At 54.8% G+C, this 14,285-nt stretch carries 10 protein-coding genes; 5 read left to right on the top strand and 5 right to left on the bottom strand.

Going from position 1 to position 14,285, the window contains the following annotated elements; all coding sequences use genetic code 11:
- Positions 1-185 precede the first annotated feature (185 nt).
- The 4 genes from CPA57_RS05585 to CPA57_RS05570 form a co-directional block, all read right to left on the bottom strand.
- Complete coding sequence (locus tag CPA57_RS05585) at positions 186-1,706, bottom strand: efflux transporter outer membrane subunit (RefSeq protein ID WP_182081900.1); 1,521 nt, start codon at positions 1,704-1,706, stop codon at positions 186-188.
- Positions 1,707-2,306: 600 nt separating this feature from the next.
- Complete coding sequence (locus tag CPA57_RS05580; protein ID WP_182081899.1) at positions 2,307-5,588, bottom strand: efflux RND transporter permease subunit; 3,282 nt, start codon at positions 5,586-5,588, stop codon at positions 2,307-2,309.
- Entirely contained in the window at positions 5,585-8,773 is a 3,189-nt protein-coding gene (locus CPA57_RS05575; RefSeq protein WP_182081898.1) for an efflux RND transporter permease subunit, read from the bottom strand. Before CPA57_RS05575 ends, CPA57_RS05580 begins: the two co-directional genes overlap by 4 nt.
- Positions 8,774-8,828: 55 nt before the next feature.
- A complete protein-coding gene (locus tag CPA57_RS05570; protein WP_182081897.1) occupies positions 8,829-10,025 on the bottom strand; it encodes an efflux RND transporter periplasmic adaptor subunit in 1,197 nt (398 codons plus the stop codon).
- A gap of 283 nt (positions 10,026-10,308) precedes the next feature.
- Here CPA57_RS05570 and CPA57_RS05565 point away from each other — a divergent pair, with 283 nt between their 5' ends.
- The 5 genes from CPA57_RS05565 to CPA57_RS05545 all read left to right on the top strand — a co-directional run bounded on the left by CPA57_RS05565 (position 10,309) and on the right by CPA57_RS05545 (position 13,459).
- Complete coding sequence (locus tag CPA57_RS05565) at positions 10,309-10,596, top strand: CsbD family protein (protein WP_182081896.1); 288 nt, start codon at positions 10,309-10,311, stop codon at positions 10,594-10,596.
- A gap of 30 nt (positions 10,597-10,626) precedes the next feature.
- Complete coding sequence (locus CPA57_RS05560; protein WP_182081895.1) at positions 10,627-11,337, top strand: DUF4339 domain-containing protein; 711 nt, start codon at positions 10,627-10,629, stop codon at positions 11,335-11,337.
- A gap of 165 nt (positions 11,338-11,502) precedes the next feature.
- On the top strand, positions 11,503-12,138 hold the full coding sequence (locus tag CPA57_RS05555) for a ribonuclease HII (protein WP_182081894.1): 636 nt from the start codon (positions 11,503-11,505) through the stop codon (positions 12,136-12,138).
- Positions 12,135-13,220: a site-specific DNA-methyltransferase gene (locus CPA57_RS05550; protein ID WP_182081893.1), complete on the top strand. Its 1,086-nt coding sequence runs from the start codon at positions 12,135-12,137 to the stop codon at positions 13,218-13,220. Before CPA57_RS05555 ends, CPA57_RS05550 begins: the two co-directional genes overlap by 4 nt.
- Positions 13,221-13,255: 35 nt before the next feature.
- A complete protein-coding gene (locus tag CPA57_RS05545) occupies positions 13,256-13,459 on the top strand; it encodes a hypothetical protein (protein ID WP_182081892.1) in 204 nt (67 codons plus the stop codon).
- An 86-nt stretch (positions 13,460-13,545) separates the two neighbouring features.
- On the opposite strand, the gene CPA57_RS05540 is transcribed toward CPA57_RS05545, so the two are convergent.
- Complete coding sequence (locus tag CPA57_RS05540) at positions 13,546-14,247, bottom strand: ankyrin repeat domain-containing protein (RefSeq protein ID WP_182081891.1); 702 nt, start codon at positions 14,245-14,247, stop codon at positions 13,546-13,548.
- Positions 14,248-14,285 lie beyond the last annotated feature (38 nt).

Here is a 14,285-nt window from a genome sequence, read left to right as displayed (position 1 = left end):
TAATTGAGGATCTAGTAATGGACCATCCTTGGGGATGGGCTGGATTTGCTTTTTTTGTAGGGACATTTCTGGGTCGAAAGAAGAAGTCATGTCAGGGGCGGCAGGCTTCCTGAAGACACCGGGCGATTCTGCCTCGGAAAAAGGCGCCTCTCTTCCAGAAGGAAGGGGGCGCCTTTTTTATGAGATCAGTTTTTATCTTTTTGAATAAAGCTGGGCAGGAAAGGATTGTCCGTCTGTAGGGAATCTTTGCTGGGAAGCTGGTTGGTATCCCAGCCACCGCCGATATCTGTAATGAGGCGAATAACACTATTGAGCCGCTGCTGCTGGATCTGTAGGCGAGATTCTTCATATTGCAGGGCTGTCTGCTGCGCTGTGATGACGGTGGTATAGATTTGTGTCCCGGCCAGATACTCGTTCATGGAGACCTCTACGGCCCGCTGTGCGCTCTCGACAGCCTGATTCTGGTAGGTCATCTGATCGCCTAGATAATGTAGGTTGGAGAGCTGATCCTCTGTATCCTGAAGGGCCTTGAGGACGACCTGCCTGTAATTGGCAACGGCGTTGTCGTAGTCGGCTTCGGCCTCTCGCACAGCGGCGGAGCGAGCCCCTCCGTTAAAGAGTGTTTCACTGGCGGCTGCCCCGAGGGACCATGTGCGTGTGGCTAGCTGGATCAGATGTTGGATGGGATTGCCACTATAGCCGTAACTGGCAGAAATGCTGATTTGTGGATAAAATGCGCCGATCTCATAACCGATTTCGGCATTATAGCCTTCCATTTCCCGCTCTGCCTGGGCGATATCCGGGCGTCTCTGCAATAGGTCTGAAGGTAGAAATTGGGGAATGGGCGGAAGGGTGAATGGGAGTGGGGCGTGTGCGATGGTTAGATCGGCAGGAGGACGGCCGATCAGCACGGCAATGGCATGTTCATACTGAGCACGAGCCACATGGGCATTAGCCAGGCTGGCCTGAGTTGATTCTAGCTGATATTTGGCCTGCAGCACGCTCGTAGGGTCGGCGACACCGGCCGCTAGCTGATTGCTGAGAATTTCAAGATTGTGCTGATATAGGCCAACATTGCGTGTGAACAGGTCGATCAGGCTGTCCTGATAGCGCAGGTTCATATAATCGGTGGCGAGTTCTAGCTGGTAGGAAAGCCGCATGTTGGCCAGCAGGGCAGCGCTGGACTGTGTCGAGCTAACCTGCTGTTCAATCTGCCGGCGGATCATACCCCAGACGTCAATCGTCCAGCTGGCATTGGGCCCCATAGTCCACGTGTTGGTCGTGTTGACAAAGGTGTGTGGGTCCGCATTTAGGCCGCTGATAGTCCTGCCACCGCTAGAGTTGCGGTTGAAGCCGAATTTGCCGTTCAGCGTTGGGAAAAGGCTGGCCCGTACGGAGTCAATCATGGCCCGTGCCTTGCGGTACTGTGCTTCGTACTGCTTTAGGCTCTGGTTGGAGCGACTGACTTCCCCCTCAAGCTGGTTCAGTGTTGGGTCGTTGAATACGGTCCACCAATCGCCCTTGGGCATATTGCTCATGGAGGGGTTGGCTTTTATCCAGCCTTTCGGAGGTGGTGCTTCCTTGAAGTGTGCTGAAATGATCGCTTTTGGCCGGTGATAATTCGGCCCGACCATACACCCTCCCAAAGTGGCGAGCAGGCCGGTTGTCAGAACAGCAGAACGTAAGGCACGAAAAGGAAACGACATGAAAATCCGGTTATGACGATGGAGACGGCAATTGGTTACCTGAGGGGGCGTTATATCAGATGAAGGCACATTCATGAGCATTATTACTTTTTTAGAATAAGGAACATCAGTGGGCTACGGAGGAGGCTGGTAGGTGCTAGCGGTATCGTGTGGGGAAAGAAAGGCAGGATGTGATGTTTTGTGTGGCTACGCTATTTCCTGTCTGCAATGGCTACAGCAGGAAGGCTTTTTGTCAGAAATGGATTATATGGAAAGGCTCTAAATATACGCCCATATGTGGGTACCTGTTTTGTATGAACAAACCTGTCGGCACCCACATGGAGCTGTAATCTCTTACGATTTCTTCAGATATTCATGTTTAATAGATTCATTTTGAATATCGTTCAGGCAATATAGCTTTATTTTAGTCTTTGCTTGGAAGGCTCAATATATGTTTCTTTCAGAGACGGTAATGGAGAATAGAAATGATACGACGCCGTCATCGTCCGCAGCTGTGCCAAGATTGTTGCTCTTTTTGATTTCTTCAGGACGTATGCCCATTCACTCACACAGGGTTTAAGTCCAAGTGACGGTACTATGCTGCCTTGTTCTGACCCAGATTTATGATTTTGGATTGCTCAATGTGCGTTTTTTGAAGACGTACTGTTTTACCTTGTAGCTCAGCCGGTCAAGCGAGAGATAAACAACTGGGGTCGTATAGAGGGTTAGAAGCTGGCTGAGGCATAGCCCCCCTAGAATAGATAGGCCGAGTGGTTGGCGCATTTCGCTGCCATAATCATTGCCTATCAGCAGAGGAACGGCCCCCAGAGCTGCCGCAAAGGTTGTCATGAGAATAGGACGGAAGCGCAGATGGCTGGCTGTCAGAATAGCTTCTTGTGCGCCTTTGCCGTGATGGCGTGCATGGATGGCAAAGTCGATGAGCATGATGGCGTTCTTTTTGACGATACCGATCAGCAGGATGACGCCGATCAGTGTCAGAAGCGAGAAAGGTTGCCCGAAAAAGCCAACAGCCAGCAATGCCCCTACACCCGCAGAGGGGAGCGTAGAAAGGATAGTCAGCGGGTGGATCAGGCTTTCATAGAGGATGCCCAGCACGACATAAACGGCAATTAGTGCTGCAAGGATCAATAGAGGTTCCCGGCTGACGGATTTCTTGAGGCTGGCAGCATTGCCGGTAAAGCCGCCCTGTATGGCGTTGGGGAGGTGGAGCCGAACCATGGCTTGCTCCACGGCCTGAATGGCAGGCCCTAATGTGGCACCTGGTGCAAGGTTGAAGGATATGGTCGTAGCCACAAACTGCCCCTGATGGTTAACGGACAGAGGCGCATTGACATTCCGCAAGGGGCCGAGCAGCGGCAGGGGCACCATGGTCTCGCTGCTCGTCGTCACGGCGGACCCGCTAGAGGCCGACTTTCCCCCAGCGAGCGCATTGGCCACGGAGTTCATGTAGGACAGTTGGCTCTGCGAAAGAGAGGCGGAAGTTTTGTTAGACCGTACGCGGATGTTGTTGGAGGCATAAGCCCCGTTGGCCGTTCCCCCCGTGATGCTGACACGCATCTGCGCCAGAAAGTCCGGGTCAGACCAGAAAACGGGGGCTGCCTCCATAATGACACGATATTGGTTTAGGGGTTCGTAGATGACGGACGCTGCCCGTTGGCCGAAGGCATCATACAGGGCGTTGCTGACAAGCTGAGGGGTGATATTGTAGCGGGCTTCCGTATCCCGGGTAATGGCCAGTGTGATACCACGGCCGCCCTGTTCCATGTCGGAGGTGACATCAGCCAGCATGGGCAGGTGGGAGAGAGCCTCTACAACCCGTGGTGTCCATCGGTACAGTTCTTCGGCAGAATCTCCTTGCAGGCTGTATTGATAGGCACCATCGGTGGAGCGGGCCCCTCCGCCGATCATGCTGGGCAGGCGTAGCCGGATGGAGAAGTCCGCCTTGCGGTGGAAAATGTGGTTGAGCCGGTTGATCGTGACGGAAATATCGTCCGTGCGTTCAGCTTTGGGCTTCAGCGTGACAAATAGGTTCACAGAGTTGGCGGAGCGTTTCCCGGGGCCGCCGATAACGCTGACAACGTCGGGGTCTTTTGCCAGCCTTTTTTCTACCTTGGTGGTTAGAGCCTGAAGAGCATGGAAGGAAATGTCCTGATCGGCCACTAATCGCCCCATGAGCATACTTTCATCCTGTTGAGGAAACAGCTCCTTGGGGAGGGTGGTGAAGAGCCAGCCCGCCAAAATAAGGCTGAGAGGTAAGGAGAGCAGCACAGGTACCGGGTGGCGCATGACCACCCGAAGTGAGCGCATATAGCCACTTGTCAGCTTGTGGAAGCCTTCATCCAGTTTTTGCCCGCACCAGCGCAGACTACGGCGGAGATGGCCCGTATCGGAACGGTTACTCCCCTCCAAGGATAGCAGCAGGGCACTGAGCATGGGGGTTAGGCTGAGAGACAGCATCATGGAAACGCAGAGCGCTAGAATGATCGTCACAGCAAATTCATGGAAGAATAGGCCAGACACGCCATCCATAAGCAGGATAGGCACGAACACTACGACCAGAGAGAGTGTGATGGAAATAACGGTGAATACGACTTCCCCGGCGCCATCTATGGCGGCTTGTTGTGCTGTTTTGCCCATTTCCCGGTGACGGGTAATATTCTCCAGCACGACAATAGCATCATCCACCACAAAGCCGGTTACGATGGTTAAGGCCATGAGTGACATGGTGTCTAGCTGATACCCAAGCAGCTCCATCAGGGCGAAGGTGGTGATGATAGAGGCAGGCACAACGATAGCGGGGATGAGGACAGACACACCATCCCGCAGGAAGAGCAACACCACGAACACGACCAAAATGACGGACAGGATGAGCGTGCGCTGTGTGTCGGCCAGAGAGGCCCGGATGGTGATGGAGCGGTCGAGTTGGATTTCCAGATGCGTATTGCCCGGAAGGGCGGCCTGTAGCATAGGCAGGCGGGCTTTCAGCCCATCGGTGGTTCTGATGATATTCGCCCCGCTTTGGGGATAGACGGTGCAGATGATATCCGGCTCTCCGTTGACATACCCTGCCTGACGGAGATCCTCTGCACTATCCACGACCTCTGCGACATCGGAGAGGCGCACAGGCTGGCCATTGCGGTAGGCGATGATGAGGGATCGGTAAGCATTTGCCTTTGTGGCTTGGTCATTCGTGGCGAGGATGAGGCGTTTGCCCCGAATTTCGATAAAGCCTTTGGGCGTGTGAGCATTAGCGGATGTCAGGGCTGCTCGGATATCTTCAAAACCGATGCCGTAGCGGAAGAGCCGTAGGGGGTTGATCTCCACCCGCACAGCGGGCAGGGCGCTGCCGTGAATATCCACATTGCCAACCCCTTCGACCTGACTGAGGCCGGGCATGATGATATTGTTGGCAAAATCGTAGAGCTGCTGGGGCGTGCGTGTGGATGAGGTTAGCGAGAGGACCATGATGGGCGGCCCGTTTGCATTGGCCTTCATATAGCTGGGGTCGCTGCGCAGGGTAGTGGGCAGGTCTTGTCGAGCCGCCCTTAGGGCAGACTGAACATCCCTGGCAGCACCATCAATGTCCCGTGAAAGATCGAACTGAAGAAGGATTCTGGTTTGATTAACGGTAGATTGGGAGGTGATCTCCCTAATCCCGGCAATGGCCCCAAGATGACGCTCTAGTGGCTCGGCAACTGTACTGGCAATTTCGGAAGGGGAGCCACCCGGTTGGTTGGCAATGACCATAACAACCGGGAAATCAACGTCCGGAAGGTCAGAGACAGGCAGGTTCACATAGCCGATGCAGCCCGCCAAAAACATGGCCAGCGTCATGAGGATGGTCCCGACCGGTCGGGTGACGAAGAGGCGTATAAGCGTCACGGCGTATCAGCAGGCAGGCCGTTTCTGTCAGGACGGTTCTGGAAAAGACGTTTCACCTTCTGGCTGCATGTATTCATGAAAAGATAAATGACGGGCGTGGTGAACAGAGTCAGAAGCTGCGACAGCATAAGCCCAAAAACGATGGCCACACCGAGCGGGCGGCGCAGCTCCGCCCCTGTTCCTACGCTCAGCAGGAGAGGTAATGCCCCGAACAGGGCAGCGAGGGTTGTCATGAGAATAGGGCGGAACCGTAGCAGGGCAGCTTGACGGATGGCTTGGATAGGGGGCAAGCCATCCTGACGCTCGGCCTGAAGGGCAAAGTCGATCATCATGATGGCGTTTTTCTTCACAATGCCGATCAGTAGCACAATGCCGATGATACCCATGATGTCCAGCGGCATATCGAACATATATAACCCAAGGAGGGCACCAATAGCTGCGGAAGGGAGGGTTGAGAGGATCGTCACAGGATGGATGAAACTCTCATACAGAACACCCAGCACGATATAAACAGCCACAACAGCGGCAATAACCAGCCCCAGCTCATTAGTCAGAGAGTTCTGAAAGGCCGCCGCTGTACCCTGAAAAGCCGTCTGGAAGGTAGCAGGCAGGCCGATTTTCTCGCGGATATGTTCAATGGCCGTGGTGGCTTCGCCCAGAGCATGGTGCGGTGCGACATTAAAGGAGATGGTCGTGGCCGGGAACTGCCCGTAATGGGTAATGAGCAGCGGAGAGACCATGCGGGAGAGGGTCGTGACCTGAAGCAGAGGCACAAGGCCCGATGTAGGTTGACGGCTGGGGCCGGTCGTGCTGCCGCCTGCCTCGGAAGAGATACCAGGTAGGTAGAGCTGGGAGAGACTACTCTCATGTTTTTGGAAGCGTGGATCAGTTTCCAGAATCACACGGTATTGGTTGGACTGCGTGTAGATAGTGGAAATCTGACGCTGGCCGAAACTGTCATAAAGAAGGTTATCGACCGTCTGCGGTGTGATGGAATAGCGGGCACCGTTGGTTCGGTCCAGCGTGAGCATGGCTGTCAGCCCGTCCGCCTGAAGGTCCGAAGTGACACCACCTAGTGATGGCTCATGCTTCAGCGCATCAAGGAAGCGGGGTACCCAGAGCGAGAAATCACTATAATCGGGCGTTTCTAGCAGGAACTGATACTGCATGGCCGAAACGGAGGATTCCAGCGAAAGGTCCTGCACGGGCTGGGTGTAAAGATGAACACCCGGCAGAGAGGTAGCGGCTTTTTCTAGTCGGGCCTGTATCCCAGTCAGAGAGTCCCCCCGCTCTTCTTTCGGTTTGAGATTGATGAGAAAACGGCCGGAATTAAGCGTCATATTCTGGCCATCAATGCCGATGAAGGAGGACAGGCTGACAATATCCGGGTCCTGAAGGAGGAGGGCCCCCAGTTCGGCTTGTTTTTTCTGCATCCCCTCAAAGGAGATATTGGCTGGCATGACAGAAATGGCCTGAATGACGCCCGTATCCTGTGGCGGGAAAAAGCCTTTCGGTATGGACCATGCCAAGAGACATGTGATGATGAGGCTGCCCACTGTTGTTAGCAGTGTCAGGGGTTGATGCCGGAAGACAACATTTAGCGCACGGTCATAATGACCGATGGCCCATTCCATCATCTGATTAGTTCGCCGGGCGAAGAGGGCTAGACAGCCTTTCCGGTGGGTTTGGCCTTCTTCATCCAGCCTATGCTCGCTCAGCATACGGGCGCACATCATGGGCACGAGCGTGATGGAGACAAGAGCCGATATAGTGATGGTGATGGCCAGCGTCATGGCGAATTCATGAAAGAGGCGGCCCACTACATCGCTCATAAAGAGCAGTGGAATGAGAACAGCAATGAGCGACACAGTCAGGGAAATGATGGTGAAGCCGATTTCCTTTGCACCCTTCAGGGCTGCGCTATAGCGGTCTTCCCCAGCCTCTACGAAGCGGGAAATGTTCTCAATCACCACAATCGCATCATCCACCACGAAGCCAGAAGCAATGGTGAGGGACATAAGGGATAGATTATCCAGCGAGAAACCCATCATGTACATTGCCGACAGGGTACCGATCAGCGAGAGCGGAACGGAGAGGCCGGGAATGATGGTGGCTGGCACATTGCAAAGGAAGACAAAGATAACACCCACCACAAGGAGCATGGCGAGGACTAGCTCGAACCCTACATCATTAACGGAAGCGCGGATGGTGGTGGTGCGATCGGTCAGAGGGATGATGTCGATGCCTGGCGGGAGGTCCTGCTTCAGGCGTGGTAGAATGGTCCGTACATTATCCGCCACGGCAATGACATTCGCCCCGGGCTGACGTTGGATGTTGAGGATAAGGGCGGGCGTCTTGTTAGCCCATGCAGCAAGCTGGCTGTTTTCTGCGCCTTCTACAACACGCCCGACATCCCGGAGGCGGATCGGCCCATTGTTCTGATAGGCGATAATCTGATCCATAAGTTGCTGGACGGACTGAATCTGCCCATCAATCCGCAGAGATGTGGCGTGTTGTGGCCCATCGAATGTCCCGGTTGGGGAGTTGACGTTTACGGTACCGATGATGGTCCGGACCGTATCTAAGGCGATGCCGTAGGAGGTCAGCTTAGGAACATTGATCTGGACCCGATAGGCCTTACGATTACCGCCAGAGAGTGTCACCAGCCCAACACCGGAGATCTGACTGATCTTCTGGACTAGCCGTGTATTGACGTAATCCTCTACCTCCGGCAGCGGCATGATGCGGGAAGTGATGCCCAATGTCATGACCGGTGTATCGGCCGGATTGACCTTGGCATAGATGGGGGGGGCGGGGAGATCGCTGGGTAACAGCGAGCCAACATTATTGATGGCGGCCTGCACTTCCTGTTCGGCAATATCTATCTTCATATTCAGGCCGAAACGTAGCGTGATGACCGAGGCCCCGCCGGAAGATTGTGATGTCATCTGGTCCAGCCCGGCCATCTGGCCCAGCTGGGTTTCTAGCGGAGCAGTAATAGATGTGCTCATCACGTCCGGGCTGGCCCCGGGGTAGAAGGTGGAGACCGTGATGGTAGGATATTCCACTTCCGGTAGGGCCGAGATGGGCAGGAAGTGATAGCCCAGCAGGCCAGCCAGCATAATGGCCAGCATGAGTAGGCTGGTGGCAACGGGGCGTTCGATGAAGAGACGTGAAGGATTCACAGGCTCGTACTTCCAGTCGACGGGCAGGAAAAGGGCGTGGGCATCCGTGCAGTCATTAATGTGACGGCGTGTTGGCCGGGGGCTCGGGGGTGCCGGGGCCAGCGGCAATGACGACTTTGCTACCAGGCCGCAGATGATTGATGCCATCCGTCACGACCCGGTCCCCTTCCTTTAGGCCAGATAGGATGACAGTTAGATGGTCATCACTATAGCCGGTCTTTACGGGGTGGATGGCAACGGTCATGTCCTGCTGCACGGCATACACAAAGGCACCATCAGGGCCTGTCTGGATGGCATTACCGGGCACAACGAGAGCACCCTTCAGCGTTTGGACGAGAAGATGAGTATTGACGAACTCATTAGGGAAGAGGCGTTCGCCCTCATTGGGGAAGATGCCACGCAGGCGGACTGTGCCGGTTGCAGTATCAATCTGGCTATCTAGCGCTTTGACCGTACCAACGGCGAGACGAGTGGTATTGTCGCTGCTCCATGCTTCCACGGTTAGGCTGGGGTGGTTGGCAAGCTGCTCCTGCACATCTGGCAGGTTGTTTTGCGGCAAGGTGAAAATAACGGAAATGGGTTGCATCTGCGTTAGGGTCGTTAGCCCGCCAGACTGCCCGACAGTGACATAGTTTCCAGCATCCAGCGCACGGATACCCACCCGGCCATCCACGGGGGCGACGATATGGCAATAAAGGACATTGAGCGTAGCGTTGCGGACATTGGCTTCATCAAAGGCAACTTGCCCTTCTAGCTGTTTGACGGTGAATTCCTGATCCTTTGCCAACATGGCGGAGGTGGAGTTCTGTTTTATCAGCTTCTGGTAACGGGCATTGTCCACACGCGCTTTAGCCAGCTGGGCGCGGTCGGCAGCAAGAGTGCCCATATATTGGTGCAAAGTGGCTTCGTAGGGGCGGGGGTCGATCAGTTCCAGCTCCTCACCACGATGAACATGCTGCCCCTCTTCATAATAGACGGCCAGTATATGCCCGCTGACACGAGGTGTGATGGTGACGTTGGTAATGGGTACGACCGTACCAAGCAGCTGGAGAATAACGGGAACATCGGCCCGATGGGCTGTATCCACGGCAACGGCCTGCACAGTATCGCCACGGGCATGAGCGGAGCGATTGTCACCGATGTTGGGGCGCAGGAACAGGAAAAGAAGGATAGCGAGCAGGACTGCCCCGATAATCCACCATTTTTTCCCCTTTCTGGCCTGTCTTATTTCTGAAGCTGGGGCGGTGCTCATGGCAGAAGGGCGCTCCTGATGGTAGAAGTAGCGAGGGGCATACACATTATCGACATAATGTCAGAAGGTCTGGCGCATATTAAAGATGGTTGGTTGGAATTGCACCAAAACATTCGGTAATCATAAAAATACCTTTCTCCTTTCGGAGTGCTTGCCTCTCCCTCTTGAAGAAAACCCCTAAGGGTTACATATCTGCGGGGTGGTGCTTTGCCGCATGGTGCGCAGGACACCGCACGTGAAATGATGCATGCAAAATGCACGGCGCTGATTGGGAGCGATGGATATGGTTGATACAACTTCTGTGAAGGCCGAAGGGTTCGTGCAGGAAGCCAAGGGCCGGGTTAAGGATGCAGTTGGTGCAATCTCTGGTGATGCTGCTATGCAGGCAGGCGGTAAGATTGATCAGCTGGGCGGCCGTGCCAAGCATGAATTTGCAGACCTTTATGATGCCAATGAGAGCCGCCTGGAAGCAGTGACAGCTTTCATCCAGGAGCGTCCTTTTGTTGCTCTGGGGATTGTTTCCCTCGTTGGGCTGGTGATTGGTCGCCTTATTTTCAGAAAGCGTGGCTAAACCAAGGAAAGAGGGAGCTGGAGAGGGTTCATGCAGTGGTATTACGAACGTGATGGTCAGCAGGTCGGGCCGGTATCGCACAGCGAGATGGTACGGCTGATCGTTCATCGTCATATCCGTCCGCAGACCCTCGTCTGGCATCCGGGGTTCGGAAATGAGTGGCGACCCGCCAGTAAGGCTGGATTAGTGTCGCCTTCCGCTGGTGTTCGGATACTCATTTCTACCGAGAAGCCGCTCCCATCTGATGAAGCTAAAAAGGAGGGGCATGTCTCCTCCGTCTGGGCTTGGCTGATGCTGGTGCCCGGGTTGATTGATCTTCTACTACTCGTGGTCGGTCAGCAGACACACTGGGCCGTGACACCGGGGCGACCCATAACGAGCCTCTGCGTTTCTGCCATTTTGTTTCTGACCCTCGTAAAAGATCGGCAGACGCTAGCTCGTGCCGGGGTGAGGCCGCCATCTTTCTGGTGGTGGCTGTTTCTACCGGGGTATTTTTGGTGCCGTAGAAAGGTGCTTCACCGAGGAGGTGGGCTGTTTGCTGCCTATATCTTTCTGAACCTTCTGCAGGCGGCCGTCTTGTTTTCTAATCCTCCTCCAGGGTTCGACCTGTTTTTGAAGCAGAAACAGGTAGAGCAGCCTGCGGCCTCTGCGCCGCATAAAGCGCAGCCGGGTCAGGATGTGCATCATGATGCTGGAACGGACGATACTGCTCCCTCTCAGGATGGGCAGGAACAGCTCTAATAGAGCGATTTGATGGGTATATGCCTATTTTTTAGGCAGTATTATTCCAAATTCTACTCTTGACTCATTTTATTTCAAAAAAGGTCTTTTCTTTCGACTCGTAGTGATTCAGAATCGGCGCATTACAGATGATGTGCCGTATGAGGCGAGCGGAAGAAGGACCCCATGCCGGATTATAGCCTGGAAGAACAGTATAACGGGCTCGTGGCCGGTGTGGATGAAGTCGGTCGTGGCCCTTTGGCTGGGCCTGTCGTGGCGGCAGCTGTTGTGTTCCGCACGCCGCCATCGCCCTTGTTGTCCGGTTTGTTGGATGATTCCAAGAAGCTGACAGCCCGTCGGCGTGAGAAGGCTTATGCGGCCCTGCTAGAGGACGATACGGTTTGTGCTGCTCTTGGTGCGGCTTCTGTCCCGGAGATCGACCGGCTGAATATCGGCCAGGCCTGCCATTTGGCCATGCAGCGTGCCATGTATCGTCTGGCTGAAGAGCTGGGGGAATGGCCTGTTGCTGCCCTGATTGATGGCAATCGTGCTCCTAAGCTGCCTTGCATGGTGGAGACGGTTATCAAAGGGGATGGTAAGAGCTTCTCCATTGCTGCGGCCTCCATTCTGGCTAAGGTTGTACGGGACAGGCTCATGACCCGCCTCGCCACACGGCATGGTGATTATGGCTGGGAGCGAAACGCTGGGTACGGCACGGCACATCATCTGACAGGATTAAAAGAAGAGGGTGTAACCCTCCACCACAGGCGCAGCTTTGCCCCTGTGAAGCAGATGATCGCAGCAAAGGTTCACGCAGCATGAAAGCGGATATGCCCCTGAACAGGATTCTACGTGGGGAATGTGTGGAGGTGATGAAGACCCTCCCGGATGCCAGTGTGAACTGTGTTTTTGCCGATCCCCCCTATAATCTCCAGTTGCGGGGAGAATTGCGCCGCCCGGATGAGAGCGTGGTGGATGGCGTGGATGACGACTGGGATAAGTTCACGGGCTATGAGGCCTATGATGAATTTACCCGTGCATGGCTGGGTGAGGCACGACGCCTGTTGCACAAGGATGGCACCATTTGGGTCATTGGCTCTTATCATAATATTTTTCGCCTTGGGGCGATCATGCAGGATTTGGGCTTCTGGATCCTGAATGATATTATCTGGCGTAAGTCGAACCCGATGCCTAATTTCCGGGGACGTCGCTTTACCAATGCTCATGAAACGCTGATCTGGGCGGCTCGTGGCCCGGAGAGTAAGTATCGTTTTAATTACCAGGCGATGAAGGCTCTAAATGAGGACCTTCAGATGCGTTCAGATTGGTACCTGCCTCTCTGCACGGGGAATGAGCGGCTGAAGAACGAGCATGGGCTGAAGCTACACCCAACGCAGAAGCCGGAAAGCCTTCTGCATCGTACTCTTCTGGCCTCGACCGTAGAGGACGATGTGGTGCTGGACCCGTTCTGTGGAACGGGAACGACGCCTGCCGTGGCCAAAAAGCTGGGGCGTCGTTATCTCGCTATTGAGCGTCACCCGGATTACATCAAGGCGGCAGAAGCGCGTCTGGAGCGGGTGGAGGTTCTTCCGCCGGATCAGTTGGAGATCACCCCAGCCAAGCGAGAGATGCCCCGTATTCCTTTCGGGTCATTCGTGGAGAATGGTAGTCTGCCTGCCGGTACGGTTGTGTACGATCGCCAACGGCGGTTGAAAGCCCGTGTCTCGCCAGATGGCACGTTGGTTTCTGGCCAGCATCGGGGGTCTATCCATAAACTGGGGGCTCTGTTGACTAATGCGGCATCCTGCAATGGTTGGACATTCTGGTATTTTGAGCGGGACGGGCAGTTCCTACCCATTGATACCTTACGGCAAGAGACGCACCTGTTGCGTAGGAGTGCCTGAAGGCAGGCACTTCAGGATATGAAGGAGGGTGGAGCGTGGATTTTTTTGAGACACATACAGGGTTGGTCATTGCTGTTATAGCACTGGTTTTTGCCATTTTGTTTCACATCGTCATCATGCGCCCGCAGAAGCGATCTGCCTTTGTTAGTTTCTGTTGGGACCTGTTGGTGTTCCTCATCTGCCTCGCAGGTATTTCCATCATTTATTACAGTGCGCTGCCCCTTATGGCGTCTTCCTAAAGGGGCCGTAGAGGTCATAAAAAAAGCCCTTCCCGGGGGAACCCGGAGAAGGGCTTTTTTGTAGGTTTCATGAACGAAACAGTCGCTTACTGTGGCGTTGCCTTGTGGGCGGGCGTGTTGTGGTGGGTTGTATGATGTGCAACCGGGCGGGCACCACGTTGTGGCGCATGAGCTACGGCCTTCCGAGTTGGAGGGGCGGATGGCCCATTAAAACCCAGGAAGCCGACTGATGGGAGTGGCTGCCCCGGATTTTCTACAACAGGTGCCGGAGCTTTAGCAGCGAGGCTGGCTTGACCGCTGACGGAGATATGAGTGTCGGTTTCATCATGCGTAGTGCTGGTGATGAGCTTGCCGTCCGGGTTGTAGGTCCGCAGGGAAAGAAGCTGGAACATGATGTCATTGCGGCCGAGGTCAATGGCGAGGTCCAGCGGGGTCTGCTCCAGTACGTTACGGGCATTGATGTCCGCACCACGGCTCAGTGCCTCTTTTGCACCAAGGAGAGAGCCACGATTGATGGCATCAAAGAGGGCAGCGGTTGGATTGATGTCCACTCGAGCGTGGCTGTTATCGCCATCATTAGTGTCAGCACCAGGCAGAGCCGAAGGCGGGGCAGAGCGGCGCGCCTCTTTGCGGGCGTCAGCCTGTTTCTGGGCATCCATGGCTTCCTGTTCGGCTTCAGCTTCATCAGCGGACTGTGCATGGGCACGGTGTGGCATAACCACAACCGAAGCAGCCGAAAGACCGATGGCGAAAGCGAGACGGGGCAGGAATGAACTCAATGGGCGCATGATCGGGAACAGTGCCTTCTCTTCTACCAGCCACGGGA

The organism is Bombella favorum, from assembly GCF_014048475.1.
Lineage (GTDB): Bacteria > Pseudomonadota > Alphaproteobacteria > Acetobacterales > Acetobacteraceae > Bombella > Bombella favorum.
The sequence above is the reverse complement of the archived record's forward strand: the minus strand, read 5'-3'. Positions and strand labels throughout refer to the sequence as shown.

Coding starts and splice junctions, on each gene's coding strand:
- CPA57_RS05570 (WP_182081897.1), bottom strand. CDS start 10,025: ATGAGCACCGCCCCAGCTTCAGAAATAAGACAGGCCAGAAAGGGGAAA.
- CPA57_RS05555 (WP_182081894.1), top strand. CDS start 11,503: ATGCCGGATTATAGCCTGGAAGAACAGTATAACGGGCTCGTGGCCGGT.
- CPA57_RS05585 (WP_182081900.1), bottom strand. CDS start 1,706: ATGTCGTTTCCTTTTCGTGCCTTACGTTCTGCTGTTCTGACAACCGGC.
- CPA57_RS05540 (WP_182081891.1), bottom strand. CDS start 14,247: ATGCGCCCATTGAGTTCATTCCTGCCCCGTCTCGCTTTCGCCATCGGT.
- CPA57_RS05565 (WP_182081896.1), top strand. CDS start 10,309: ATGGTTGATACAACTTCTGTGAAGGCCGAAGGGTTCGTGCAGGAAGCC.
- CPA57_RS05550 (WP_182081893.1), top strand. CDS start 12,135: ATGAAAGCGGATATGCCCCTGAACAGGATTCTACGTGGGGAATGTGTG.
- CPA57_RS05560 (WP_182081895.1), top strand. CDS start 10,627: ATGCAGTGGTATTACGAACGTGATGGTCAGCAGGTCGGGCCGGTATCG.